We start from the raw sequence: 26,903 nt of genomic DNA, 5'->3' as shown, positions 1-26,903 counted from the left end.
CTGTTTAATATGGTCTTAGAAAATTTTATTGTATTCGAGGGAATTGACGGAGCAGGAACAACTACTCAGCTTGAAATTTTAAAATCAAAATCTCCAGAATTTTTATTTACAGCAGAGCCAACATCATCAGAAACTGGAAAATTTCTTCGCAAAATGCTAAAAGGCGAAATTCAGGTTACAAACGAAACTGCCGCATATATTTTTGCAGCAGACAGAAACGAGCACATAAATGGAAACCTTATAATAGAAGAAAACAAACTAATCACAGGAATAAAATCAGCCTGTGAAAAAGGAAAAATCGTTGTGAGCGACCGTTATCTATTTTCAAGCCTTGCATATCAAAGTATAGATTGCTCTCCAAAAATTCCACGGACACTTAATAAATTTTTTCCATTGCCGCGGCTTCTATTCTTTTTTGACATCGAGCCTGAACTTTCACTAAAAAGAATTTCATCAAGAGGGCAAAAAGAAATTTATGAAAAAATAGATTTCTTAAAAAAGACAAAAGAAGAGTATGAAAAAGTTCTTGCGGAATACAACGGAACAAAAATCGGAAAAGGAATGAAAATAGTCCGCATAGACGCAACACTTGACAAGGAAAAAATCAGCCAGAAAATTGAAAAAGAAATAAATTCAATTTGCAAAATATTCTAAAAACAACAGGCATTTTTTCCGATATTCAAAAGGTGAAAAAGTCTTTTTTTAAAGCAACCAAGATTTTATTTTTGTTTCTCATCGCGCTTCTTTTTTCAGCAGAGAAAACCAGCGCTTATATGGTTAAATACAAAGAAGATTTTTACAAGCTTTACCACGTTCATTATCAGCAGCAACCAGATGACTGCATAGAAAATATTTACTGGCTAGAAAAAGCAGTTAAAGCAGATTTTTGTAATCCGCTTTATGCATACACAAAAATTGAAAATGAACTTCAATGGGAAAAATATCGTTATCTTTTTCAAATGCACTTAAATTTAAAATTAATAGAACAGCACTTGCGGCTTGGACGAATTTACGATAAAAACGTCGCATATTTTTACGATGCTCCTTGGAAAGATGAATATTTGCGCAATCTTGAAAAAGCAAAAACTTGCTATGAAACAGGATACATTTACTGGCAGGAAGCATCTCTTTGGGCTGAAAAAGCAAACGTTGGAAAATTCAAATTTTTATTCTTGACAGGATTGCAAAATTGGGAAGATGAAAGGGAACGAATAAATTCAGGATCTTTGGATTATAAAAAAACTTTGGATCGAGAGCTAAAAAGACTTAACAAAGTTATAGATAATTTAAAATCAATGGAAAAGAAAAGCTACTAGCTTTTTTAAATACCAATTCACTATCCATTTTAAATCTGATATACTCTTGCAAATGTCTTTAAACTGCAATGAAATAAATTTAATACTGAGTGAACTCAACATTGAAGGTTCTTTTATACAAGAAATAATCCAACCGGGATACGACACAGTTTCATTTAAAATTGTCGGAAAAACAGAGCCTTGCAATATTGTAATTTGCACATCGCCACAATCATGCAGAATAAACAAAACAAATTCAAAGCCTCCAAAAAATGAAAAGCCTTTAAGATTCAATGAGTTTTTAAAATCACGTGTTCAAGGAATGAGAGTCAATTCATGCAAACAGCTAGGACTTGACAGAATTGTAAAATTCGATGTTTCAACCTGGAAAGACAGGCTTTTTATTTATGCCAGGCTTTGGTCAAACGCGGCAAACATTATCGTAACAGATGAAAATGGAAAAATCCTTGACTGCTTGTACCGCCGACCAGCAAAAGGCGAAGTCACTGGCGGAGTTTTTGTTCCGCAAGAAAAAATTCCAACTGAAGAAGAAAAAGAACTTTCACTTCAAAAATTTTCTATAAGAACATTTAATGATAACGATTTTTTCAAAGGCAAAGAAAATCTTTCGTTCAATGAAAAAATCAATCTATATTACACAGAATGCGCTGGAAAACTTTCAAGAGAAAATCTCCTTATTCAAGCTGAAAAATGGTACAATGTAAAAAGAAGCAAAATGGAAAATGCGCTTCAGCATCTTATAGAAAAAAAAACAGAATTTGAAAATGCAGAAAAACTAAAACACATAGGAGACTTAATTCTTTCGTTCGCAAGTCAAATAAAAGGCTCTTACTTGGATTGCACGGACTACAACACAGGCGAACAAATTCACATCAGGCTGAACGAAAAACTAAGTCCACAGGAAAATGCCGCGTCTTACTATGAGCAATATAAAAAAGCCGTATCTGGAACAGAGTCTCTTGAGAATGACATTGAACTTTCAAAAAAAACAATTGCTTCGCTAGACGAAGAATACAACCGGATAATTTCAGAAAAAAACACTTTAAAAATCGAGCAGCTTCTTAGACATGACACAAAGCCAAAACAGCAGATTCAAAAAAAACATCCAGGACTTCACTATGAAATTGACGGTTGGACAATAATCGTTGGAAGAAATTCTTCTGAGAATGACGATCTTTTAAGACACACTGTAAAAGGCCAAGATATGTGGCTGCATACAAGAGATTATGCCGGCGGATATGTTTTTATAAAAGCACAGAAAAATAAAACCATTCCACTTGAAATTCTTCTTTACGCAGGAAACCTTGCAGTCTACCATTCAAAAGCAAGAAAAAACAAACAGGCAGACTTATACTATACCCAAGTAAAATTTTTACGTCGTGCAAAAAACGGGCAAAAAGGGCTTGTACTTCCAACTCAGGAAAAAAACTTGTTTATAAAAATCGATGATGAAAAATTAAAACGTCTTGATGAAATTGAAAAGGCAAGCGCAATTCTATAGAATAGAAAACCGAGGAAACAAATGACAATATCTAAAATTCTTGAACAAAAAAAGACGCTTCTATCATTTGAAGTTTTTCCACCAAAACAACAAGCTAATTTTGAAAACACAGTCAATGCGGCAAAAGAACTTTGCAACCTAAATCCTGATTTTATAAGCGTAACTTATGGAGCTGGAGGAACAACAAGAGAAAACACAGTTGAAATAGCCTCTAAGATTTTATCATTTGGAACACCAGTTCTTGCGCACCTTACTTGCGTTGGAAATACAATTGACGAAGCTAAAAACATAATTTCTCAAATGAAGAAAAACAAAATTGAAAATGTTCTTGCGTTGCGCGGAGATATTCCGCAAGGAATTTCAAATCCACTAAGCAAGGAACTTGAGCATGCAAATGTTCTTGCAAAGATTTTAAAGGACGAAGGCTTTTGTGTTGGAGGAGCCTGCTACCCAGAAGGACACCCAGAAAGCCATAACAGGCAAGAAGATATAGACAACTTAAAATACAAAATAGATGCTGGCGTTGACTTTCTTACAACACAAATGTTTTTTGACAACAATATGCTCTACAGCTATCTTTACCAAATCCAGTCAAAAGGAATTCATGTCCCGGTTTTTGCAGGAATTATGCCGATTACAAACAGCAATCAAGTTTCAAAAATGGTAAAACTTTCATCCGCATATATTCCAGCAAAACTCCTTTCAATTTGCGACCGCTTTTCTGAAAATCCAGAGGCAATGCGCCAGGCCGGAATTGCCTATGCAACAGACCAGATTATAGACCTTATTTCAAACGGAGTAAGGGGCATTCATATTTACACAATGAACAAGCCTTCTGTTGCTCAAGAAATTTACAAAAACGTTGATAAAATTATTTCCGCAACAAACAGCTAACAAAAGGAGTTTGTCTTGAGCGAATTTAAAAATTTCCTATTTAATAAAATGCAAAAACGTGAACCCATTTTCTTTGACGGCGGAATGGGAACAATGATTCAAAAAATTCCAGGTCTTTCCTACTCTATTCCGGAAGACTTGAATTTTTATAATCCAGAAGCAATAAAAGAAATTCACAAAAAATATATAATGGCCGGAAGCAACATTTGCACAACAAACACATTCGGAGCAAATCCTATCAAGCTTGAGAATGCATCTCATTCAGCACAAGAATTTATTGAAAAAGGAATTGCTCTCGTAAAAGAAGCAATCGCTGAATGCAAAAAGCAAAATGAAAACACAATCTGCTTTACCGCATGGGATTCAGGACAGATTGGAAAACTACTTGAGCCAAACGGACCTCTTACATTTGATGAAGCATACAATTCATATAAGGCTGCTGCAATTGCCGCAGAAAAATCAGGCGCAGACCTTGCAATAATCGAAACGATGAGCGACCTTTATGAAGTAAAAGCCGCAGTCCTTGCAATCAAAGAAAACACAAAGCTTCCAGTTATAACAACAATGACGTTCCAGTCTAACTTCAGAACCTTAACAGGAGCAGACGTTCTTACGTGCGTAACTTATCTTGAATCTTTGCACGTTGATGTTCTTGGTTTTAATTGCGGAGGAAGCCTTGAAGAAGACATTGAGATTGCAAATCAATTCTGCAAATATTCGCACATTCCAGTTCTTTCTCAGCCAAACGCAGGACTTCCAGAAGTCATAAATGGAAAAGATGTGTTCAAAGTAACTCCAGAAGAATTTTCAAACGCGCAAGAAAAAATTCTTGACTCTGGAGTTTCAATTTTTGGAGGCTGCTGCGGAACAACCCCAGACCATATAAAAACAATGGCAGAAAAACTTTCAGAAAAAAAACTGAAGGCAAGCAAAGAAAAATTCCAGTCATTTATCTGTTCTTACAACAAAACCGTTCAAGCTGGTGGAACAGTAGGTCCTGTAATTATCGGTGAGCGCATAAATCCAACTGGAAAAAAGAAATGCAAGGAAGCGCTTCAAAATAACGATATGCAGTTTATAATTGATGAAGCAGACAGCCAGATAAATTCAGGTGCGCACATTCTTGATGTAAACGTTGGACTTCCTGGCATAAACGAAAAAGAAATGATGCTTCAAGCTGTAAAGTCAGTTCAAAAAGTTTTCAATACGCCGCTGCAAATTGATTCAAGCGAAAGTGATGTTCTGGAATACGCATTGCGATATTACAACGGAAAAGCTCTTGTAAACAGCGTCAACGGCAAGCAAGAAGTCATGGACAAAGTTTTTCCTCTAATAAAACATTACGGCGGAGCTGTTGTCGCACTTTGCATAGACGAGGACGGAATTTCCCCGACTGCGGAAGGAAGAGTAAAAGTCGCTGAAAAAATAATTCATGAAGCCGCTAAATACGAAATCCCCATAAGAGATATTTTTATTGACACACTCACACTGACTGTAAGCTCAGAACAGAAGGCATCACTTGAAACTGTAAAAGCAATCAGAATCTTAAAAGCGAAATTCGGAAAAGAAGGAATCCAGTTTGTGCTTGGAGTTTCTAATATTTCATTTGGACTTCCAAGAAGAGATATTATTAATTCAAGATTTTTTATGCTTGCACTTGAAGCAGGACTTAGCGCAGCAATTATAAATCCTGCAAGCACTCCTATGATGGACACATATAGAGCTTACAGAGCACTTGGCTGCTTTGATGAAAACTGCCTTGACTACATTCAGACTTACACAGGAACTATTGATTCTACAACTGAAAAATTCCGGCAGAAAATTATCTTGGATGCAGTTAATGACGGAACAATTTCCATTCAGATAAACGGAACGCCAATCGCATCTCCCCAAAAAGAAGGAGAAAAAAAAAACACTTTAACTGAAACTAGCAATACAGAAAAAAACACGGAAGAAAAAGAGCTTATTCAGATAATTGAAAAAGGTTTCAAGGATAAGGCGGCAGATGCAACTGCAAGGCTTCTTGAAAAAAATGCCCCTGTAAAAATAATCGATAACTGCATAGTTCCAGCTCTTGACAACGTAGGAAAAGACTTTGAAATTGGAAAAAAATTTCTTCCGCAGCTTTTGCTTAGTGCAGAAACTGTGGGCAATTCATTTCTTAAAATAAAAGAAACGCTTGCAGCTTCAGGAAAAGAACAAGAAGAAAAAGGAACTATAGCAATTGCAACTGTCTTTGGAGATATTCATGATATTGGAAAAAACATTGTCAAGGCAATGCTTGAAAATTATGGATACAAAGTAATCGACCTAGGAAAAAATGTTCCGGCAGAAACAGTTGTAAAAACAGTTATAGAAAACAAAATCCGGCTTGTAGGTTTAAGTGCGCTAATGACTACAACGGTCGCTAATATGGAAGAAACAATAAACCAGCTTCATAAAGCGTTAAAAGAAAATAATTTGGAATGCAAAATTGTAGTAGGCGGCGCAGTTTTAACACCAGACTATGCAAAAAAAATCGGAGCTGACTTCTATGCAAAGGACGCAATGGAAACTGTATCAGCTGCAAAGGAAGTTTTTGGAAAATGAAAAAGAAAAATCTAAAATACAAATTCAAAATTAAAAACGCTAAAAAGCCAGAGCAAAAGAAAATCAAAAAGACACTAGGAAGAACTTTAAAAAGTTTTAACGTTCTGTATGCTTATGCGATGTTCACTTTTCACTGGACAGGTCTTAAGTATTTTGCAGTTTTTATTTTAAACGTAATACAAAAATTCTTTATAGTTCAGTATCTTGAAAAATTCCATATAATACACATTCCAGTAAAAAGAGTAGACCATAAACTGGATTCAAAAATTCCATTCAAACCAGAATTCGCACAATGCTACCTTGACTTTGTAAATTACTGGATTCGTCCTATGTGCATGACAATGAAACGCTACGGAAGTTTTGAAGGAATCAAGCTCAGCGCAGAATATGTCCAGTACATGATTATGATTTACAAGGAAGCGTATAAAATTTATTCACACTGCCTCACAACGACAGTGCGCCCAAAGCCAACAACAAAAGCATCCAAAGGCATTCAGTTTTGGGATCCGCATTATCTTTGCGTGCCAAGCCTGCATATTGCAATAGTCGTTCTTACAATCGGATTTTATAAAATGCTTTTTGAGCGTGAAGAATTTACAGAACCAGAAAAAGAACAGTGGAACAGTGAGCTTTACACTCACGGAATAGAAATTGCTGAATCAGTCTTATACATGAAGCAGCATAGCGTAAACTGTATTTCAGCAGCAATATATATGGTAACAAAAACTGCGCCAGAACTTTTAACAGAAGAAATGTCTATTGATTTTATTGATTCGATGTTCAAAAATTCTATTTATATTGAAAAATCCGATTCAAAAGAAATCACAAGTTACATAAAGGAAATGTACAAAAATTTAATAGAGAAAAGCCAGCATTCCAATGAATGGACAGTTCCGCTTAAAGAGTGGCTGAAAAATTATCAAAGTCAAACATAAAATCAAAATGTAAAAATTAATAAGCTACTTTGCAGAAATTTTCATAAGATTTAAATGACCTTTTATTTCAACGGATTCTCCAGGCTCAAATGCAAAAATATCTTCCGCATTTGCAGGAAGTCCGTTTACAGTTCCGCTTCCTTCAATTACAAAGCCAAGAACTATATCATGGGGATTTTTTTTGCCGCAAGCATTTTCTATTTTTGAAGAATAAAAATCTTCAACATTGATTTCTTCAAGAGAAAAATACGGACAAGAAAAGGAACCTGGAAAAGGCGCAATTTTTCTTACGCTGCTGTCTTTTATGCAGGCAATTCCTTTTTCTACATGACACTCTCTTCCGCGTCCCCAGTCGTACAATCGGTAAGTAATATCGCTTGACTGCTGAACTTCCAAAAGACGCAAACCACCGCAGATTGCATGGACAGTACCAGCCGGAATATAAATAAAATCTCCAGCCTTAACTTTTTCATAGCGCAGACAATCCTGCAAAGAATTCGCTTCAATAGCCTTTCTAAGCTCACTCGCGTTATAGACTCCATTCAGTCCGTAGACAAGTTCTGTATCTTCTTTTGCTGAAAGAACATACCAGCATTCAGTTTTTCCACGGCAATGTTCATAAAGAGCAGCTTTTTCATCATCAGGGTGAACCTGAACGCTCAAAGTCTTGTCGGCTTGAATAACTTTTACCAAAAGAGGATAATCGCCGCCGCACATTTCAAAGAAATCCTTTTGGAATCCATTTTTATGAGTAGAAGCAATCCAGTTTTCGTAGCCCCAAATTTTTTCAGACTTTATAGCGTTCAGTTTTTTCATTTAATTCTCCCAAAGTTTTGCAGGATAATATCCGTCTTTAATTTTCTTTGCAATTTCCTGCTTTACAATCTCACGGTCTTCTGGATAAGTCATTCCAAACCACTTTTCAGAGGAAGTAAAGAATTTTATACTGCCTTCACCGTTCTTTACGATGTCGCTAGCAGCAACAGGCAGTAAAGCTTCCGCCTTAAGCTCGTCAATTGAAGAAGCTTTAAAATCATCCCAATACTTATGGAACCGCTCAAACGCCTTTAAACTGAACCCAAAGAAATTCATGCTTACCCATTCTTTTCCTGTGAATGGAATTTCCTTGCCGTCAAGCTCACTTATAATTCCATCGCCTTTGTAGCTGATTTTCGTATTTTCAACAATTGACTCAAGATAGCCGTCCTTTACAGAACAAACTCCACGGCTAACAGAACCGCTTTTGCTCATAGTGTTTCCAAGAACATAGCCAACCATTGCGTGCTCAGGAGAATCAGGGCTTATACCCCCAAGATATTTTCCCAAAGTTGCAAACGCCTCTCTGCCATAATAATCATCGCTATTTATTACAGCAAACGGAGCATTTATTTTTTCTTCAGCGCAAAGAACAGCATGAATTGTTCCCCAAGGCTTTGTGCGCGCAGAAGATTTTTCCGCCTCGCCAGCAGTCAAAAGAGAATCATGTGTCTGAAAAACATACTCAGCATCAAAGTTGCGGGCAACTCTGTCAAAAAGACGTTCCCTAAAATCTTTTTCAATATCAGGACGGATTACAAATACAACTTTTCCAAAGCCGCTCTTTTTAGCGTCAAAAGTCGCAAAGTCCAAAAGACACTCGCCATGCTGACCTACAGAATCAATCTGCTTAACTCCACCGTAACGACTTCCCATTCCAGCTGCAAGAACCAACAATACAGGTTTCATTTCTCATTCTCCCGTTAAATTAATTTTTTAGTTTTTATATTTTTATGTCATTATCGGGCTTGACCCGATAATCTATTGAAATTTTATAACAAATTCCCATGTCTCAGCATGGGAATGACATTTTGTTTTATTTAAAACTATGCAGTAACAGTTTCAAGCGCAATCTTCATCATGTTTGTAAAAGTAACCTGACGTTCTTCTGCGGAAGTTTCTCCACCCAAAAGAATGTGGTCACTAACAGTAAGAACTGCCAAAGCTTTTCTCTTGAATTTTGCAGCAAGAGTATAAAGCTCCGCGGCTTCCATTTCTACGCCCATAACTCCATATTCTGCCCAAAGCTTCCAGTTTTCCTTTGGATCGTAAAACATATCGCTTGAAACGCAAAGCCCAACATTCGGTTTTATGCCGATTTTTTCAGCAGCAGAATAAGCCTTTGTAAGAAGCTCAAAGTCTGCAACAGGAGCAAAATGAAGCCCGTTGAATCGCATTGTATTCAGCCCGGAATCTGAACACGCGCCTTCCGCAAGAATAACATCTCTAAGCGCAATGTTCTTCTGCACAGCCCCGCAAGTTCCAACACGCACAGCTTTCTGCACATTATAAAACTGAAAAAGTTCATTCACATAAATAGAAAGCGAAGGCTGCCCCATTCCAGTTCCCTGAACAGAAACTCTTTTTCCATTATAAAGCCCTGTAAATCCATACATTCCGCGGACTTCATTATAGCACTTGGCATCCTGCAAGAAATTTTCAGCAATAAACTTAGCTCTAAGAGGGTCTCCAGGAAGCAAAACTGCCTCCGCGATGTCTCCTTCTTTTGCATTAATATGTGTACTCATGCTTAGAATTATAACATAAATTTTTATAAAACGATACAAAAATTATACAATCGGAAAAGCGAAATCTTATTCAGATTGATAATTTACAAGAGTTGTAACATTAAGGCCTTCAAGTTTTTTCTGATAATTCAAGAAAGGTAATCCTATAACACCAAAAACATCTGTCGCTTTAGCTCCGCCCTGCTCTATCAAATTTGCCGCCGCCTTTAAAGTTCCGCCAGTTGCAATAAGGTCATCAACCAAAAGAATATTCTGGCCTTTTGAAATATCGGCAGTATGTACTTCAATTTCAGCGGAACCATATTCAAGCTCATATTTGCAAGTATATGTTTTTCCGGGAAGTTTTCCTTTTTTGCGAATCAAAATAAGAGGAATCCCCATTGCCTGGGCAAAAGGTGCTGCAAACACAAATCCGCGCGACTCAATTCCAGCAACAGCATCTATTCTTTTACCTTCGTAGAGTTCTACCATACGTTCAATTGTATAGCGAAATGCTTCCGGATGGCGAAGAACTCCAGTTATATCGTAAAACAAAACGCCTTTTTTTGGAAAATCAGGCACACGACCAATTACTTTATCAAGAACATCAAAATCTTTATTCATCAAATTTACTCCAGAGTTTTCTATTATAAACTGAATATAGCCAAAATGCAAACATTGGTTTGCTTATAGATTCTATATGAATATCACATACAGACTATCTATGAATATACGTACTGACAGTCGATGAGTATGGGTACTGTAAATGTATGTTTTTTCTATATTATTAGAATTCTAAAATCCTTTAGTCAAAAGTTTCTGAAAAAACAGATTCCACAACAATATTGGAGTATATAGATTTTATCATTTTTACTATTTAACACAAACAGTTACAATGATATACTTTGGGCATGAGTAAAATCAAAATTATTCTTTTATCAGTTATGGCACTGAATTTTTGTTCAGCATTTGCCGCAGAGCCAAAGCCGCAGTATGTGCAGGTGGATTCAGCAATTGTCAGAGTCAAGGCATCCCAGTTTGCATCTAGCACAGGAACTTTAAAGCTTGGCGATAAAGTAAAAGTTACTTCAAAAGGAAAATCTTGGTCCTGTATTTCATCCGAAGATGGAAAAATTAAAGGCTGGCTTCCAAATTCATCTTTAACAACAAAAAAGCTGATTGTAAATGTCAGCGGAAAAACTTCCGCAAATGCAAAAGAACTTGGACTTGCAGGAAAAGGAATGGACAAAGCTTTTGAAAAAGTTTACAGCCAAGCAAATGAAATTTCCTATGCTCAAGTTGATAAAATTGAAACAAATGCATGTTCAGAAAAAGATGCCATTGCTTTTATAAAAGAAGGCCAGCTCAATGCCGGAGGTGAAGAATAATGAAAGAGCTAGCAAAAAAAATTATTTGCGCTTGTATATTTTCAGCAATTTCTTTAGCCGCATTTTCCGCTGATATTTTTGGCGCATTAAATAAAGTCAATTCCGCTGTTCAAAAAAGCCAAGATGTAAAAAAAACACTTGAGCAAGCCAGCAGTACAGTTGAGTCAATCGATAGAGCCGCAGAGCCTATTACAACGCAGGACTCATATTTTATCGGAAGAACTGTTGCGTCAAACGTCCTTACAGAATACAAGCTTTACACGGCATTTCCAAAGGCAACTGCCTATGTTAATAAAATTTGCAAAGCAATCACAATGAATTCTGACACACCAAAAATTTATAAGGATTATTGCGTTGCGATTCTTGATTCAGATGAAATCAATGCGTTGTCTACAAGCGGCGGACATATTTTTATTACAACAGGAATTTTAAAATGCTGCAATTCAGAAGACGAAGTCGCAGCAATCATTGCACATGAAATTGCACATATTCAGCTTAAGCATGCAACCACTGCAATCAAGACCGTAAGAACAACAGAAGCAATTTCAAATTCTGCAACAATGGCAAAAAACTACACAAAGCAGTTTTCAAATCTTAATCAAGAGGAAAAACAGTCCGCAGATTTTCTTACCAGTTCCAGCATTTCCATGATGAATGTCATTACAGAAACTGGATATACAAAAGGCCAAGAATTCAAAGCTGACGAAAAAGCAGTTTCGCTTATGGCAGATACAGGCTATGATCCAAATGCTTTGACTGATGTTCTTAAAATGCTCAAGTCCAAAAGCAGCGGAGAAGATTCAGGCTGGGGAAAAACCCATCCAAAGCCAGAGACCAGAATCAACAGCGTGCAAAAAGTTCTTAAAAATTTTACTTTTACAGGAATCGGAAGAGATGCCCGCCAGTCAAGATTTGAAAACGCTTTAGCAGGAATAAAACAACCATGAAACAAAAACATAAGCTTTGGACAAGAGCCATACTTATTGCTCTTTCAAGCATTCTGATAACTTTAATTTTTCACTTTTCAGGAGCATTCAACGCTTTTGAAAACAAATCTTACGATCTTCGCATGATAAATGCAGCAAAATACAAGCAGCCTTGCGAAGAGATTTGTTTAATTATTGTTGATCAGGAAAGCATTGACTGGGCAAAAGAAAAATACAACTGGTCATGGCCTTGGCCTAGAGAAGCTTATGGAAGAATGATTGATTTTATTTCAGCCGGAAATCCTAAGGCAATTGCATTTGATATTCTTTATACAGAGCCTTCTGTATATGGAGAAGAAGATGACATTGCCTTAGGCATGGCAGAAGCAAAAAGCAAAAAAGTTATCCAGACATTTTTTTATTCCGCAGATGACTACGGAAAAACTTTAATGCCTGTAAAGCCAATCAATGACAATGCTGCTCTTTTAGGAAACATTACAAGCACAAAAGACAGCGATGACATTATTCGCCGTACCCGCCTTTTTGACACATTTTATGAAACTGAATATCCTACGCTTGGACTTGCTCCGCTTTTTTTAACTGAAGAATCTCCTGACTTTTCTTCTATTCCTGTATTAGACAACAACACTGCCCTTTTACGATTTACAAAATCCATAGATGATTATTTTCCATACAGCGCAAAAAATATTCTTGAAAGCCATGAACTTTGGATGCAAGGAAAGGAAGGTATCTTGTCTCCAGACGATTTTAATGACCTTTATATTTTCTGTGCATACTACGCTCCAGGACTTTTTGACATTTGCTCAACACCGGTTTCACAAGTTTACCCTGGAGTTGGAATTCATATTACAGCTTTGGACAATTATCTTACAAACAGCTTTATAAAAAAAGTTCCATTTTGCATTTCTCTTTTGTGGCTGATTGCGCTTGCATTTTTTGCATCTTTGTTTGCTGTCATAAGTGAAAAAATTTCTCCGCGGTTCTCTGCTGCTTTTATTTCAGCAGGAATTCTTGCAGGAATTGCAGTTTCAATTTTTGTGCCTGTAATTTTGTTCAACAACGGAATCTGGCTTTTAATGATTGCGCCTTTGTTCGCCTTTCTTATTTCAGAAATGGCAAGTGTTGTTGTAAGCTTGTCTGTAGAAGGAAAGCAAAAACGCTTTATCCGTTCTGCGTTCAGCCAGTGCCTTTCAAAAGATGTTGTCAATCAAATTATAAATGACTCTTCTTCATTTACATTGGGAGGAAAAGAATTTGAAATGTCGGCGATTTTTACAGACATTCAAAAGTTTTCATCCTTTAGCGAGCTGCTTACAGCAAAAGAGCTTGGCTGTCTTCTAAACTTTTATCTTACAAAAATGTCTGACATCATAATTGATGAAAAAGGAACTGTTGATAAGTACGAGGGAGATGCGATTGTTGCTCTTGTCGGTGCGCCAGTTGCAATGCCAGACCATGCAGTTCACGCGTGTGCCGCCGCAATAAAAATGAAAAAAGCAGAACAAGTAATGAATCAAGATATTATCCGATATTCGCAAAATCCTAAGCCTTCATGGATGGAAGAAGCCTTGTATTCAGCGTTTAAAACACTTGTGGCAAACAACAAGTCAATTTTCACAAGAATCGGAATTAACTCCGGAGAAATGATTGCTGGCTACTTTGGCTCAGAAAAGAAAAAGAACTACACAATGATGGGCAACAATGTAAACCTTGCGTCCCGTCTTGAAGGTGTAAACAAGCAGTACCATACAAATGGGATTCTTATCAGCCAAAGCACAAAAGAATTGCTTGGAGACAGATTCGTTGTGCGCTCTCTTGATCGTGTTCGGGTTGTAAATATCAACACACCGATTGGACTTTATGAACTAATTGAAGAAAAATCGCTTGCATCTCCAGAGCTTCTTGACTATATGCAAAAGTGGGAAAATGCAATGGTTGAATTTAACAACAGAAATTACACAAAAGCAAAGGAACTATTTTCTTTGCTTGCGGAAAAAAACAGTGCTGACAACGTTGCAAAATATTACATTCATATGCTTGACGACTATTTTCTTAAAGGAACTTTTCCTAAAGAAAGTGACGATGAAGGAGTTGAATTTAATCCAGACGATGGAGTTTTCAAACTGCTTCAGAAGTAAATGAATTGCATCGGGCTTCTTTGAGCTTTACACTTTTAATTCTATGCGGCTCATGGAAATGCGTTTTTCACGTACATTTTCGAGATAAGATTTCAAGGAAGCAGCATCGCTTTTTTCTATAAAGCCTTTTAATTCATTCAAAGATTTTTCAAAGTTTTCAATGTGAAGCAGAAGTTCTTTTTTATTCGCAAGAAAAAGTTCCGTCCACAAAGGCGCGTTAATCATAGCGATTCTAGTTAAATCCTCAAAGCTTCCGCCGCCAAAAGCCGTTATTTTTGAATCTTCAGCACTATCAACAAGCGCGCTCGCAATTACATGGCAAAGTTGGGAAGTAAACGCAATTTTATGGTCGTGAACAAAAGCATCTGTTTCTACAATGCGAGTAAACCCCATAAGCGAAATAAGCTGCTTAAAAAGTTCCAGACTTTCAATCTTGTTCTGTTTGAGAGGCATTAAAATGTAATTATGGTTTTTAAAAATTGAACCGCAGGAGTTTGCATATCCTTCCTTTTCGCTACCCGCCATCGGGTGTCCCGGAATAAAGTCAAACTCGCCAGAAAGAATTTCATTCAACTGGGAAAATATTTCAGACTTGACTCCGCTTATGTCCGTTACAATTGAGCCGGGCTTAAAACTGTTTTTGTGCTGAATTAAAAATTCCAAAGTCGCATGAGGATAAAGGCACACAAAAACAAAGTCGCACTGGCAAAGCATAGAGTCAACTTTGCTGATAAGAAAAGTTTCATCCGCAATGTGCTGCTCCCTCGCCAAGGAAAGGGAGGATTCATTTATGTCCGCAGCAAGAATTTTTCCGCTGGCAGAAGAAACTGAAAGCACATTTTCCCTGATTGCCTTTCCAAGAGAGCCGCCCATAAGACCGAATCCAACAATTCCATAAGTCAAGTCTGATAAATTTTTCAATTTGAAATCCTTTTATTGCAAAAGTGCCGAAACTTCATTTTTTCTTATGAAACACCGGCATTTTTTTTACATAGATTTTCCTTCAACAGCTGCATATTTTCCAAGCTTAGCCATAAGCTCTTCAAACTGGCTAGGTGGAAGCTGCTGACTTGCATCGCTCCAGGCTTTTTCAGGGCAGCAGTGAACTTCAATTTCAAGTCCGTCAGCACCGGCGGCAACAGCAGACTGGGCAAGAGTTCCAACCATCCACCTGATTCCGCAGGCATGGCTTGGATCAATTACAACCGGCAAGTGGGAAACTTTATGAAGATAAGGAACTGAGCTCACGTCAAGGCAGTTGCGTGTGTAGCCATCATAAGTTCTGATTCCGCGTTCGCAAAGAATGACATTTTCGTTTCCGTTGGCCATTATATATTCCGCGCTCATCAAAAGCTCGTTGATTGTTCCAGAAAGACCGCGCTTGAGCAAAACAGGTTTGTTGAATTTTCCAAGTTCTTTCAAAAGATCAAAGTTCTGAAAGTTTCTTGCTCCAACTTGAATCAAGTCAACATTTTCAAAATTTTTTAGCTCGCTGATTGCCATAAGTTCTGTGCAGATTGGAAGTCCTGTTTCTTTCTTCGCTTTTTCAAGAAGCTTTATGCCCTCTTTTCCAAGTCCCTGAAAACTATAAGGTGAGGTTCTTGGCTTGTATGCTCCGCCACGTAAAATTCTCGCTCCAGCTTTTTTTACAGCAAACGCAGCATCCATAATCTGACCTTCTGTTTCTACAGCGCAAGGACCTGCAATTACAGGAACAGTTTTTCCATCTCCAATTTTGCATTCAATAACGCCGCTCTGTCTGGCTCCGATGCAGACAACTGTGTTTTCCGGATGAAACGAACGGCTTGCCATTTTATATGGTGCGCTGACACGCTCAGCAGTTTCAACTATATCATTTGCAAGAAAATCCTCTGGAACAAGCTTTGAAGTATCGCCCAAAAGACCAATAATTGTTTTGTCCACACCTGTTGAAATATGAACGCCAAGACCTTTCTGCTTAACTTCTTCAACAAATTCATTAATTGCCGGCTCTGTTGCGCCTTTCTTTAAAATCACTATCATACAAAAACCTCCAAAATTTAAACCATCAGGCAAAAAAAAGAGCCTTCCACTGCGGAAGGCTCCATTATTTTACCAGTTATACGGCAAACACAATGCTCGCTATTATTTAGCGAAACTTCCGCAAGGCACGAGAAAACCAATAAAAGCTAAAGTAAAGGTAAGCCAACGATGAGATATTGATGATTACTGCCCAACGGGTTATGTTTTTCATAGTAGAAAATATATCATGCAAAACTGATACTGTCAACAAAAACATTTTATTTTATATCCGGCTACATTGTATAGCCAGGCTTTACAAAAACTGTTTTATTGTCCGGGTCTACAATCTTGTCAAAAACACGGCTTTTCCATTCATCCTGCGGAATATCTTCTACAGAAACAGAAAAATGCTCGATTCCCCTGCCAAGTTCTTCGCTCGCAAGTTTTGCAAGTTTTTCTGCAAGATTTTTCTTGATTTCGTCGTTTCTTCCGGGAAACATTTGAACTGTAATATGCGGCATTTTAAACCTCCAGTGCCTGAGTTAAATCAGCAATTATATCATTTACATTTTCAACACCAACAGAAAGCCTTACCATATCTGGCAAAACTCCTGCAGCCTTTAGTTCCTCGTCTGACATCTGTCTGTGTGTTGAACTTGCAGGATGAAGAACACAAGTCCTGCTGTCCGCAACGTGTGTTGCAATCATTGCAAGCTTAAGATTCGACATGAATTTTTCAGCAGACTTTCTTCCGCCTTTTACTCCAAAAGAAACAACTCCGCAAGTTCCGTTCGGCATATACTTTTTTGCAAGTTCGTAATACTTGTTTCCTTTTAATCCAGGATAATTCACCCAGGAAACATTTTTATTTGACTGAAGGAATTCTGCAACTTTCAAGGCATTTTCGCAGTGACGGGCTACACGAAGCGGCAAAGATTCAAGTCCAAGATTCAAAAAGTACGCATTTATCGGGGACTGAACAGAGCCAAAGTCTCTCATAAGCTGAACGGTTGCCTTTGTAATAAATGCGCCTTCTTTTCCAAATTTTTTTGCATAAACCACGCCATGATAGCTTTCATCTGGAGTACAAAGCCCCGGAAACTTCTGAGCATTTGCAAGCCAGTCAAATTTTCCAGAATCAACAATTGCGCCGCCAATAGTCGCATCGTGTCCGTCCATATATTTTGTCGTGGAATGAGTTACAATGTCTGCGCCCCATTCAAACGGACGGCAATTCACTGGAGTTGCAAAAGTATTGTCTACAATAAGCGGAACTCCGTGGTTGTGCGCAGCTTTTGCAAAGCGCTCAATATCAAAAACAATCAAAGCAGGATTCGCAATCGTCTCGCCAAAAACTACTTTTGTGTTCGCTCTAAAAGCCGCATTAAGTTCCTCTTCTGAGCATTCAGGATCTACAAAAGTAAAATCAATTCCCATCTTGCGCATTGTAACATTGAACAAGTTGAAAGTTCCACCGTAAATCGTAGAAGAAACAACAACATGATCGCCTGCGCTTGCAATATTGAAAACCGCAAAAAAATTTGCAGCCTGTCCAGAAGAAGTAAGCATGGCAGCCGTTCCGCCTTCAAGAGCAGCAATCTTTGCAGCCACATAGTCATTTGTAGGATTTTGAAGCCTACTGTAAAAATAGCCGGAAGCCTCAAGGTCAAAAAGCCTTCCCATTGCCTCGCTTGTGTCATACTTAAAAGTTGTGCTTTGAACAATTGGAATCATTCTAGGCTCGCCATTTTTTGGCTCATATCCTGAATGGATGCATTTCGTTTCAATTCCGTTCTGAAAATTTTTCATTTAACATATACCTCAATATTTTTGTGCGTAAAAATTTAATTTATAATTTCAAATTCAACTTGCTGCTCTGTAAGATCAATTTTCTTTACCTTTATTTTCACTACATCATTAAGCTCTGTTTTTTCAGGGCACGGCATAAAGGTTTCAATTGCAAGAGAAGGAATTGAAAACAAAGGAAGCTTCATGCTCTTGTCAACGCATACAGCTTCTCCTGTCCATCCGGGATTCTGCAAAAGATAAACAAGAGTCCAGTGCATATTGCTTTTGCGTTCAGCTTTGTGCGCCGCCTGCGCTCCGGCATCACCTTCTGAAATGCGCATAAGCATAGTGTCTTTATCCAAAAGCTCCCTCTTATCCAAAAAAGCCCTCAATTGAATATGCGCAATCAAATCTCCGTAGCGGCGCAAAGGACTTGTAACTTGGCTGTACATATTAAGCCCTAAAGCGCAGTGCATTCCAGGAGTTACGCCGACAGATCTTTTTCTCATGCACCTTCTAAGTCTGAACTGACCTGCAAGACCTTCTGGAATATCATCTGGAATTACAGGAGCTTCCTGGCTTATAAACGGAAACGGAATTTGATTCTTAAATGCGAATTTTGCAGCTCCTTCTCCGGCCAAAAGCATCATTTCACGAATCATTTCTGAACTTTTGGGATGAACAAGAGGCTCTATTGAAACTTTTTTTGATTCAGGTTCAACTGAAATATGAACTTCCGGCATTGAAATCTGAACAGCTCCGGACTTTTTGCGGCGTTCTACATTTTTCCATGCTATAGAAAAAAGAGGTTTTAGCTCTTCACTTTCCATAAGTTCATCAGCCTGCTCATAAGAAAGCCGTTTTACTTTTATAAGTGTCTTAAAAACAGAACAATCTTCAATTGCACCATTTTCATCAAGAAGAATTCTAAAAGACAAGGCACGGCTTTTTTCCTTTAGTCCAAGCGCATAATCTTCAAGACAGCTTTCGCACAGCATTCTTGCAGCACCCTCTGGAATATAAAGAGTTGCCCCTCTTGCGCGTGCATTTTTATCAATTGGCGAATCTGGCTGAACTGTAGACGCCGGGTCTGCAATATGAATCCAAAGATATTGTCCATCAAAAGCAACAGCATCGTCAGGATCTGTTGACCAAGCATTGTCGATTGCATAAGAAACACTGTCAAGCTCAAGCCTCTCTTCTTCGGGCGGAGAATCAAGGGAATCTGATGCTGACTTTGTGGAAAGTCCCCAGCGCAAAGGATACGGATTGCGTGTAATGTCCCAAAGTCCAGTATCAAGCAAAAGTTTATGAGCTCGCTCCGGAGTTTCTTTTAAACCGGCATCGTGCATCGTGCGGCTTTTATCTGTTTTTCCAAGCGCAAGAGCTTCTACATCGCCCATAAAAACAGAATCTTCTGGCAAAAGCTTGCCAGTTTTTAATCGCTGAATAAATTCTGACCGCAGTTCGGCTTCTCTTTCTTTTTCACCGGCTTTTTTTACAAGGGAATCAATTTCTTTTTGAGGGCGGACAGCAAACGCAATTTTTCCGTCCAGCTGCTCCTTTAAAACCTGGCTAAAATAAACTGTATTCTTTAAAGCGCAGTAAAGCCCCCAAGCTTCATCAGCTTTTACTTCGCCTCTAAAAAGCGAAACCAGTTCATTGAAAGGGTAAATTTCCCCGGAAGATTCGCCTGCCAAAAGCTCATAGCAGTCTTTTATCTGAAGGAAAACTTCATTTGTCTGCTCAAGATTGTAAATATCAGAGGCTGAAGGACATTTTTCCGCAGTAAATTTCAATGCAGATTCAAGGGATGAAACAGGCCCCTCATTCAACAAAAGAATATCTTTTGTGCGGACATTCTGAGTGTCATAGACAGCAGGCTTTGTGGCAGTGGCAGGAACAGACTGGAATTTTATAGAAAACTTATTATTTTCAGCAGCAGAAAGAACAACAGCAGCAGTATTTTTATATATAACAAGTGAATTAGCTTTTATCATGCTGAAAGTTTACAATAAAAAAAAAGCAATTACAATAAATATTATACAGCCAAACACTTCAAATGATATAAAAAAAACACCGCCAGAATTGCTCTAGCGGTGTCCAAGGCTACAAATTTTCAAGCCTGCCTAAGCAAACTTGAAAAGCATAGATTATTTTCTGATTTCAGAACCAATTGCTACTTTATAGCCAACTTCGCCTGTAATAGCATTCTTGAGCCATGGAGCAGAAATTTTGTCTGCTTCACAGATGTTGATTTCCTTGCTCTGATCTTCTGGATTCTTAGCAAAGAACTTGCATCTTTCCATTGCTGGCTTAAAGTTTACAGTTTCACCAATTTTGAAGTCTCCCTTAGAAGAAGCCTGTACACGGGCAACAATGCTCTGTGTCTTTGTAGAAAGGAAGAGGTGTGTTTCTGCACCAAGAGGCTCCTTGTTAGAAACTTTCATCTGCATATTGTTTTCTGCAGCTGGAGCTTCTGAATAAACAAGGTCTTCTGGACGTACACCGAAGTAAACTTCTTTTCCTACATAGTCTTTAAGAGAAGCCTGCTGCTCTGCTGTCGGAACAACTGTGAATGTGCCTTCATCAGCAACAATCTTATCGCCTTCTTTCTTAATTGTAACAGAAAGGAAGTTCATTGGAGGAGTTCCAATAAATCCTGCAACGAATTTATTGATTGGGTGGTTATACAAATAAAGTGGTTCGCCAATCTGCTGTACGTGGCCATCTTTCATAACAACGATTTTTGTACCCATTGTCATAGCTTCAATCTGGTCGTGAGTAACATAAATCATTGTTGCATTAAGTCTCTGGTGCAAGCCTGCAATTTCTCCACGCATTGTAACACGGAGTTTTGCATCAAGGTTAGAAAGAGGCTCATCAAACAAGAATACTTTAGGGTTGCGAACAATTGCACGTCCTACAGCAACACGCTGTCTCTGTCCACCAGAAAGAGCCTTTGGCTTGCGGTCCAAGTACTGTGTAAGACCAAGAATATTAGCAGCTTCATCAACACGGCGTTTAATTTCACCTTTGTCCATTTTGCGGATCTTAAGTCCGAATGCCATGTTGTCATATACTGTCATGTGCGGATAAAGAGCATAGTTCTGGAAAACCATCGCAATGTTTCTATCTTTTGGCGGAACATCGTTCATAAGCTCGCCGTCAATAAGAAGCTCGCCTTCTGAAATTTCTTCCAAACCTGCAACCATGCGGAGAGTTGTTGACTTTCCACATCCAGATGGACCTACGAATACACAGAAGTCGCGGTCTTCAATAACAATGTTGGCATTTTCTACAGCCTGAACATTTCCGTCGTAAATCTTACCGATTCCTTTTAATTCTACCTTTGCCAATTTCGGCCTCCTAAGGGTTTATGTTATGCAACAATTATAAATTCAAAAACTACAGAAGTCAAACAAATTCTTTAAAGAAAATCAGTTTTTTCAGCCGACAGAGCCGTTTTTGTAAACTTTGGCTTCAATGAATTTTCCGTCCGCACCAATTTTCTTTCCGTCGATTTCAACAAATCCGTCTTTTGTATAAATTTTGAACGAAAAGAATTTATCCGGCTTAACATAGCAGTATTTTTCAGTAGGAGCTTCAAAACCTTCCGGCTCAAGAATTGTTCCAGGCTCAAACTGAGGCACAAAAAGCACTTCGCAAGTTTCCTGGTCCGTAACATTTGGATCAGACGCCGCAAGCAGCATTCCGTTGCTTCTAACTCCGCGGAAATTTGCAGGCTTCAAATTGTAAACAATAACGATTGTTTTTCCCAACAGTTCTTCCGGCTTATAAAAAGGCACAATTGAACTTACAATCTGTCTAGGCTCTTCATCCCCATCGTTCAATGTAAGTATATATAGAAGGCTTCCACCAGGATGCTGCTCAACTTTTTCTATGCGCGCTGCCTTTAAAATAACCCGGTTTCTAAACTGTTCCGCTTCTGAAAGCATTTTTTCTTCGTTTTCTTCCATAAATAGCACCTCGTTTTATGTTTTTATATACAAAATATAGAGCAAATTCAAAAGAATATCAAAGCCCCGGCAATGTAGAAACATACAGAATCGGCATTCAACATAAAAAGTTCATTTAGCAGAATTTTTGATAAAAAAATATTTTTAAGTTGAAATAAAAAAAATCTAATGTATAATTTATAATAAATTGGAGGCCGCCATGTCTTTAATGAAAAAAACTCTTCTGTTTTCGTCTGTATTTTTCCTTTTAATCTGTTTTATTTCACTTTTTACTTATGGCATTGCAAAGAACAAAATCGGGCGAAAGAATATTTCGCAGGGAATTCGAACGGAACTTAGCATTGACCAGCTCATGCTTGAGTCTTCGGTGAACAAGGACATCACCCTTGCCCTTCAAATGGCGCATTCGCCTGTAATTTCAAATTATTTTCGGAATGCGACCGACAAGAGCTTGCAAAAGCCTGCCTTTGACGAGATGTCAGCCTACGGAAAAGCTTTTTCTTCCGGCATAAATTTTTGGATAAACGACACCGATCATTTTTTCTACTTTGGAGACAAATATTCCTACACACTTGATCCCAAAAAGCCAGAAAGCTACTGGTACAACATGACTCTTTACGAGACCGAATCATATAACTTCAACATAAACTACAATCCGGACGTGGATGAGACTTGCCTCTGGGTGAACGCACCTGTTTTTTCTGCGGACAAAAAGCCGGTTGGTGTAGTCGGAACAGGAATTATTTTGGATTCGTTTCTTGAGTCTGTTTACAAGACTGTAAGCGGAGGCGGAAACGGACAGCTTTTCTTCTTCAACAGCCTTGGTGAAATTACTGGGGCAGAAGACAAGTCGCTTGTAAGCCAGAAGGCACTGGTAAAGAATCAGTTCGGCGGACTTTACGAAAAAATAGAAGGCTCACTTGAAAACTACAAAGACGGACAAGTTTATACGTTCAGTTTGGGCGATTCAGAGTATGGGCTTTGCTACGTAAAAGTTCTTGACTGGTATCTTGTTCGCCGCATAGACATTTCTTCCGGAATGGCAACCGAAAGCTCTCTTGTCGTGATGCTTGCTATGTTCATAACTGGAATGCTCGTTGTTTCATGCCTGTACACTCTCTTCATCTCGCTGATTTTAAAGCCTCTTTTAAAACTTAGGGAATCCATGAACAAAATTGCAGACGGAGACTTCACAGAGAAATTCAACTACAAGAAAAAAGATGAAATCGGAAGCCTTGCGGGAAGTCTCTCGCATATCACGGCGACTGTAAATTCTCTCATAAACGGAATTACGGAAAAAGCAGACTACGTTCACGATACAAACAATCTTCAGCAGAAAAATTTCGATTCAGGAAAGGAAAAGTCAGCGGCAATTGTTACTGAACTTGAGGAAGTAAAGAATTCAGTTTCGGAGCAGCAGGAAATGATTCGCACCGCATCCGACACAATCGAAAAGACCGCAGAAAGGCTCAAAGGATTCGGAAGCATAATCAGCACACAGATTTCGGACATCGAAGAGTCAGGCGAACAGGTCAAGCAGCTTCTGGATTCAGTTGAATCGGTTGACAAAATAAGAAAGTTCACGGTTGAAAATATGGGACTTCTTTCTTCCGCATCGGAAAAAGGAAACCTGCACATCAAGCAAGTTTCGGAAACGATTCAGCAGATTTCAAACGACACGGAAAAACTTCTTGAAACGAATAAGATTATTTCATCAATTTCAGACCAGACAAACCTTCTTGCCATGAATGCGGCGATTGAGGCGGCTCATGCCGGAAAGGCTGGCGACGGTTTTGCGGTTGTTGCGCAGGAAATCAGAAAACTTTCAGAAAAAACACACGCACAGTCGGAGAATGTTGCAAAAGTTATCAGCGGAATCATCGACTCAGTTCAGCATGTCGTGGAAGTTTCAGAAGTTACAAGCCAGATTTTCTCGGACATCGTGAAGCAGGTTTCCGCAGTTGACTCAGACTTTAAGGAAATGTCTGGCATAATTGAAAATGAGAATGCACTGAACATTTCAGTTGCGGAAAAACTTAAGGCTCTGTCGTCCGGTTCAGCTTCTGTTTCCAGCGGATTTTCGGACATGGAAAAGGACACTTTGAATATCGCTTCTGCAATGGAAAAAGTTACAACGCGGACAATGGAACTTGTAATGAGCGTAGATGCGATTTCTGAAAGCGCGCTTGCCATAAACACGCAGCTCAAGGAAGTTTCAAATCTTGCGAACAAATCCGTGGAGCAAATTCAAACCCTTGCAGACTCGCTTGAAATATATAAAATAGAAAAATAAGTATAAGATAAACTAGCTGAAATACTGTTATTTTTATCTACATTGACTTTTTTTTATGGAGCAAAATAAAAATGAAAAAAATCAAACTTTTTACGGCAGTTATGTCATTTACAGTGCTGGCTTTTTGGGGCTGTAAATCAAAGGACGCAAAGCAAATTGAAGGCGATTGGAATCTTGTTCAGTACAAAATTGGAGAAAAGCAAATAGACTTTTCATGCGCCACAATTTCTATTTCAAAAGATGAAAACTTGAACATCAAAGTATCTGGATTTTCCGGCGTAAATTCTTTCTCTGGCCTTTACAAAGCAAATGGGAAAAAGCTTCGTGCAGAGCCGGGATTTATTTCTACAAAAATGATGGGAAGCAAAGAGGACATGGAATTTGAAAGGCTCTTTTTAAATTCCGCAGTGGGGGCTGACAGTTGGAAAACAAAAACTCAAGACGGAAAAATTCTTTTGTGCATTTTTAATTCAACAGAAAATTCAGAGTTTGTTTTTGCAAAGGCTTCTATAAAAGACGCAAACTGGACATTAACTGCAATTCTAAAGAACAACGGAGTCCAAAGCATAGACGCAGACAAAACAGAACTTCCCACACTTACATTTAATGAAGAAAACAAAGCTTCTGGTTTTTCCGGCGTAAACTATTACTCAATGGACTACAATCTTGACGAGACTGAAAAAAAACTTTCGTTCACGCTCGGAGCCTCAACGTTGATGGCTTCCGGAAGCAAAGAAGCACAGGAACTTGAGCAGCAATTTTATATCAACCTAGATCAGACCGCATCTTATTCTCTCGTTGGAAACACACTTACGCTCCGTTCAAAAGACGGAAAAATTCTTTTGGAATTCGTAAAATAATTTTTAACTAGCCAATTATCATTCCTGTGAAATTCAACTGAATGTCGCGGGAATGACTTTCTGCAAAAATCATTTTCAAAGTTCCAATAGGGTTTGCTTCCATTTACAAAATGCAGTAAACTGTAGCAATGAATATTTCACCGATAGATAGTTTTGAACTTTTTTTTCCTGAAAATTCAGGCTTTGATAAAACTGACATTCTTTTTTACAGCGGAAAAAATGACCTATGCAGCCTTTATCTTTCTGCGGAAAACAAACGCAACAGGCTCTTCGTTACCGACACAAACATCGCTCCTTTATGCGCAGATTTTATTTCACATTTTACAAGTGAAAACACAGACAAAATAAAAGTTCCTTCTGTTTTCAAAAAAGGAAACGACACGCTTTGCATCCTTGGGGCAGGTGAAAAATACAAGACAATAGAAAATGTCCTCGAAATTGTAAGAGCAGCTTTAAGCTCAAACTTCAACAGGAACTGCCTTTTTGTTGCAATCGGAGGCGGAGTTTTAAGCGACATGACAGGGTTTGCGGCTTCGATGTTCAAGCGCGGAGTTGATGTTGAGTTTGTTCCAACAACTTTGCTTTCTGACGTTGACGCTTCGATCGGTGGAAAAACTGGATGCGACTTTAATAGCTACAAAAACATGATTGGAGCTTTTTATCCTGCAAAAAAAATTCATATATGGAGTTCATTTATACAAAGTCTTCCGCAGAATGAATTTATTTCAGGGCTTGGCGAAGTTGTAAAAACAGCTTTTCTTTTTTCTTCAGAATTAACAGAAATTTTAAAGACACAAAAAGAAAAAGTTATGAGTCGCAACGAAGAAGTTCTGCAAAAAATAATTGCAATTTGCGCAAAAGCAAAAGCAAAAACCGTGCATGAAGATTTTAAAGAAAAAGGAATCCGCGCATATTTAAATTACGGACATACTTTTGGGCACGCGCTTGAAACTGTAGCAGGACTTGGAAGAATAAGCCACGGAGAAGCTGTTGCCTGGGGAATTGGAAGAGCCTTGGATCTTGCTTTTAGCAAAAAACTTTGTACTGCTGAATTTACAAAAGAATGCAAGTCAATTCTTTTTGACTACGGATTCTGCACAGAGCACATTCCACAAATTATAAAAAACATTCCAGATGCAACACTTGCTTTAGTTTCTGCAATGCACAAAGACAAAAAAAATTCTGGAAGCTGCGTAAAAGTAATTCTTCAAAAAACTGAACAATCCACATTGGCAACAGAAGTTCAAGACGATGAAATTCTTGAGGTTTTAAAATGATTTCAGCAAACCACTATTTTGACTGGGCCGCAACAGCTCCAAATGATGAAGAAATTTTAACTAAGGCACTAAAATACTCTATGGAGCATTGGGGAAATCCTTCAAGCATTCACAAAGCTGGAACTGATGCAAAGTCCGCTTTGGAAAACGCAAGAAAAAGAGCAGCTCAAGCCTTAGGAGTAAATGCAGAAAATATTTTTTTCACTTCCGGCGGAACAGAAGGAGATCATCTTGCGCTTCTTTCTGTCTTAAGCCGACCTCAAAAAGGAAGCGTTGTATTAAGTTCTATTGAGCATCCGGCTTTACGGGAAATGGCAAAGCCAATGCAAAATTGCGGATGGAAAGTTATAAATGTAAATCCAGGTAAAAATGGGATTGTTTGCGCCCAAAGCATTTCAGATGCGCTTCAAGAAGACACTGCATTTGTTTCCGTAATGGCGGTAAATAACGAAA

At 38.3% G+C, this 26,903-nt stretch carries 24 protein-coding genes; 13 read left to right on the top strand and 11 right to left on the bottom strand.

Annotated features, from left to right (window positions below):
• Positions 1 to 9 precede the first annotated feature (9 nt).
• The 6 genes from tmk to B4C08_RS03410 are packed head-to-tail and all read left to right on the top strand — an operon-like array spanning position 10 to position 7,235.
• Positions 10 to 654 (top strand): dTMP kinase, encoded by a 645-nt coding sequence (gene tmk / locus B4C08_RS03435; protein WP_296662895.1) that lies wholly within the window; start codon positions 10 to 12, stop codon positions 652 to 654.
• 32 nt (positions 655 to 686) lie between these two features.
• Entirely contained in the window at positions 687 to 1,316 is a 630-nt protein-coding gene (locus B4C08_RS03430) for a hypothetical protein (protein WP_374041745.1), read from the top strand.
• Positions 1,317 to 1,368: 52 nt separating this feature from the next.
• Positions 1,369 to 2,817, top strand: a complete 1,449-nt coding sequence (locus tag B4C08_RS03425; RefSeq protein ID WP_296662893.1) for an NFACT family protein — start codon at positions 1,369 to 1,371, stop codon at positions 2,815 to 2,817.
• A 21-nt stretch (positions 2,818 to 2,838) separates the two neighbouring features.
• The gene (metF, locus tag B4C08_RS03420) at positions 2,839 to 3,711 is read left to right on the top strand and encodes a methylenetetrahydrofolate reductase [NAD(P)H] (protein WP_296662890.1); all 873 of its coding nucleotides are present in this window, start codon (positions 2,839 to 2,841) and stop codon (positions 3,709 to 3,711) included.
• A gap of 15 nt (positions 3,712 to 3,726) precedes the next feature.
• The gene (locus tag B4C08_RS03415; protein ID WP_296662886.1) at positions 3,727 to 6,300 is read left to right on the top strand and encodes a homocysteine S-methyltransferase family protein; all 2,574 of its coding nucleotides are present in this window, start codon (positions 3,727 to 3,729) and stop codon (positions 6,298 to 6,300) included.
• Positions 6,297 to 7,235 carry a hypothetical protein gene (locus B4C08_RS03410; RefSeq protein WP_296662883.1) on the top strand — a complete coding sequence of 313 codons (939 nt, stop codon included), beginning with the start codon at positions 6,297 to 6,299 and terminating at the stop codon, positions 7,233 to 7,235. Before B4C08_RS03415 ends, B4C08_RS03410 begins: the two co-directional genes overlap by 4 nt.
• A 24-nt stretch (positions 7,236 to 7,259) precedes the next feature.
• Here B4C08_RS03410 and B4C08_RS03405 read toward each other — a convergent pair whose 3' ends face one another.
• The 4 genes from B4C08_RS03405 to B4C08_RS03390 form a co-directional block, all read right to left on the bottom strand.
• Entirely contained in the window at positions 7,260 to 8,051 is a 792-nt protein-coding gene (locus tag B4C08_RS03405) for a type I phosphomannose isomerase catalytic subunit (protein ID WP_296662881.1), read from the bottom strand.
• A complete protein-coding gene (locus tag B4C08_RS03400; protein ID WP_296662877.1) occupies positions 8,052 to 8,960 on the bottom strand; it encodes a hypothetical protein in 909 nt (302 codons plus the stop codon).
• A gap of 137 nt (positions 8,961 to 9,097) precedes the next feature.
• Positions 9,098 to 9,799 (bottom strand): purine-nucleoside phosphorylase, encoded by a 702-nt coding sequence (gene deoD / locus B4C08_RS03395; protein ID WP_295798683.1) that lies wholly within the window; start codon positions 9,797 to 9,799, stop codon positions 9,098 to 9,100.
• Positions 9,800 to 9,865: 66 nt separating this feature from the next.
• Positions 9,866 to 10,402, bottom strand: coding sequence for an adenine phosphoribosyltransferase (locus B4C08_RS03390; RefSeq protein ID WP_295798680.1), 537 nt, complete (start codon positions 10,400 to 10,402; stop codon positions 9,866 to 9,868).
• Between the two features lie 287 nt (positions 10,403 to 10,689).
• Between B4C08_RS03390 and B4C08_RS03385 the strand changes: the two genes are divergently transcribed.
• The 3 genes from B4C08_RS03385 to B4C08_RS03375 are packed head-to-tail and all read left to right on the top strand — an operon-like array spanning position 10,690 to position 14,251.
• Positions 10,690 to 11,166 (top strand): SH3 domain-containing protein, encoded by a 477-nt coding sequence (locus B4C08_RS03385; RefSeq protein ID WP_296662874.1) that lies wholly within the window; start codon positions 10,690 to 10,692, stop codon positions 11,164 to 11,166.
• Entirely contained in the window at positions 11,166 to 12,113 is a 948-nt protein-coding gene (locus tag B4C08_RS03380; protein WP_296662871.1) for a M48 family metalloprotease, read from the top strand. The genes B4C08_RS03385 and B4C08_RS03380 overlap by 1 nt, the downstream gene beginning before the upstream one ends.
• Positions 12,110 to 14,251: a CHASE2 domain-containing protein gene (locus tag B4C08_RS03375; protein ID WP_296662867.1), complete on the top strand. Its 2,142-nt coding sequence runs from the start codon at positions 12,110 to 12,112 to the stop codon at positions 14,249 to 14,251. The genes B4C08_RS03380 and B4C08_RS03375 overlap by 4 nt, the downstream gene beginning before the upstream one ends.
• 27 nt (positions 14,252 to 14,278) lie before the next feature.
• On the opposite strand, the gene B4C08_RS03370 is transcribed toward B4C08_RS03375, so the two are convergent.
• The 7 genes from B4C08_RS03370 to B4C08_RS03340 all read right to left on the bottom strand — a co-directional run bounded on the left by B4C08_RS03370 (position 14,279) and on the right by B4C08_RS03340 (position 22,020).
• Positions 14,279 to 15,172, bottom strand: a complete 894-nt coding sequence (locus B4C08_RS03370; protein ID WP_296662864.1) for a prephenate dehydrogenase — start codon at positions 15,170 to 15,172, stop codon at positions 14,279 to 14,281.
• 66 nt (positions 15,173 to 15,238) lie between these two features.
• Positions 15,239 to 16,273, bottom strand: a complete 1,035-nt coding sequence (gene aroF, locus B4C08_RS03365; RefSeq protein WP_296662861.1) for a 3-deoxy-7-phosphoheptulonate synthase — start codon at positions 16,271 to 16,273, stop codon at positions 15,239 to 15,241.
• 272 nt (positions 16,274 to 16,545) lie between these two features.
• A complete protein-coding gene (locus tag B4C08_RS03360; protein ID WP_296662858.1) occupies positions 16,546 to 16,773 on the bottom strand; it encodes a tautomerase family protein in 228 nt (75 codons plus the stop codon).
• A 1-nt stretch (position 16,774) separates the two neighbouring features.
• A complete protein-coding gene (locus B4C08_RS03355) occupies positions 16,775 to 18,061 on the bottom strand; it encodes an O-acetylhomoserine aminocarboxypropyltransferase/cysteine synthase family protein (protein WP_296662854.1) in 1,287 nt (428 codons plus the stop codon).
• Positions 18,062 to 18,096: 35 nt separating this feature from the next.
• Positions 18,097 to 20,040, bottom strand: a complete 1,944-nt coding sequence (locus B4C08_RS03350; protein ID WP_296662853.1) for a ribonuclease catalytic domain-containing protein — start codon at positions 20,038 to 20,040, stop codon at positions 18,097 to 18,099.
• A gap of 153 nt (positions 20,041 to 20,193) precedes the next feature.
• Positions 20,194 to 21,399: an ABC transporter ATP-binding protein gene (locus B4C08_RS03345; RefSeq protein ID WP_288566939.1), complete on the bottom strand. Its 1,206-nt coding sequence runs from the start codon at positions 21,397 to 21,399 to the stop codon at positions 20,194 to 20,196.
• 90 nt (positions 21,400 to 21,489) lie between these two features.
• Positions 21,490 to 22,020: a hypothetical protein gene (locus B4C08_RS03340; RefSeq protein ID WP_295796916.1), complete on the bottom strand. Its 531-nt coding sequence runs from the start codon at positions 22,018 to 22,020 to the stop codon at positions 21,490 to 21,492.
• A gap of 199 nt (positions 22,021 to 22,219) precedes the next feature.
• Here B4C08_RS03340 and B4C08_RS03335 point away from each other — a divergent pair, with 199 nt between their 5' ends.
• The 4 genes from B4C08_RS03335 to B4C08_RS03320 form a co-directional block, all read left to right on the top strand.
• Entirely contained in the window at positions 22,220 to 24,313 is a 2,094-nt protein-coding gene (locus B4C08_RS03335) for a methyl-accepting chemotaxis protein (protein ID WP_296662849.1), read from the top strand.
• Between the two features lie 71 nt (positions 24,314 to 24,384).
• Complete coding sequence (locus B4C08_RS03330; protein ID WP_296662847.1) at positions 24,385 to 25,173, top strand: META domain-containing protein; 789 nt, start codon at positions 24,385 to 24,387, stop codon at positions 25,171 to 25,173.
• A gap of 128 nt (positions 25,174 to 25,301) precedes the next feature.
• A complete protein-coding gene (locus B4C08_RS03325) occupies positions 25,302 to 26,450 on the top strand; it encodes a 3-dehydroquinate synthase (protein WP_296662844.1) in 1,149 nt (382 codons plus the stop codon).
• The coding region (locus B4C08_RS03320; RefSeq protein WP_296662841.1) for an aminotransferase class V-fold PLP-dependent enzyme at positions 26,447 to 26,903 on the top strand (457 nt) is incomplete at its 3' end. The genes B4C08_RS03325 and B4C08_RS03320, both read left to right, overlap by 4 nt.

This window comes from Treponema sp. UBA753 (assembly GCF_002297325.1).
GTDB lineage: Bacteria > Spirochaetota > Spirochaetia > Treponematales > Treponemataceae > Treponema_D.
This window is presented reverse-complemented; position numbering and strand designations above follow the sequence as displayed.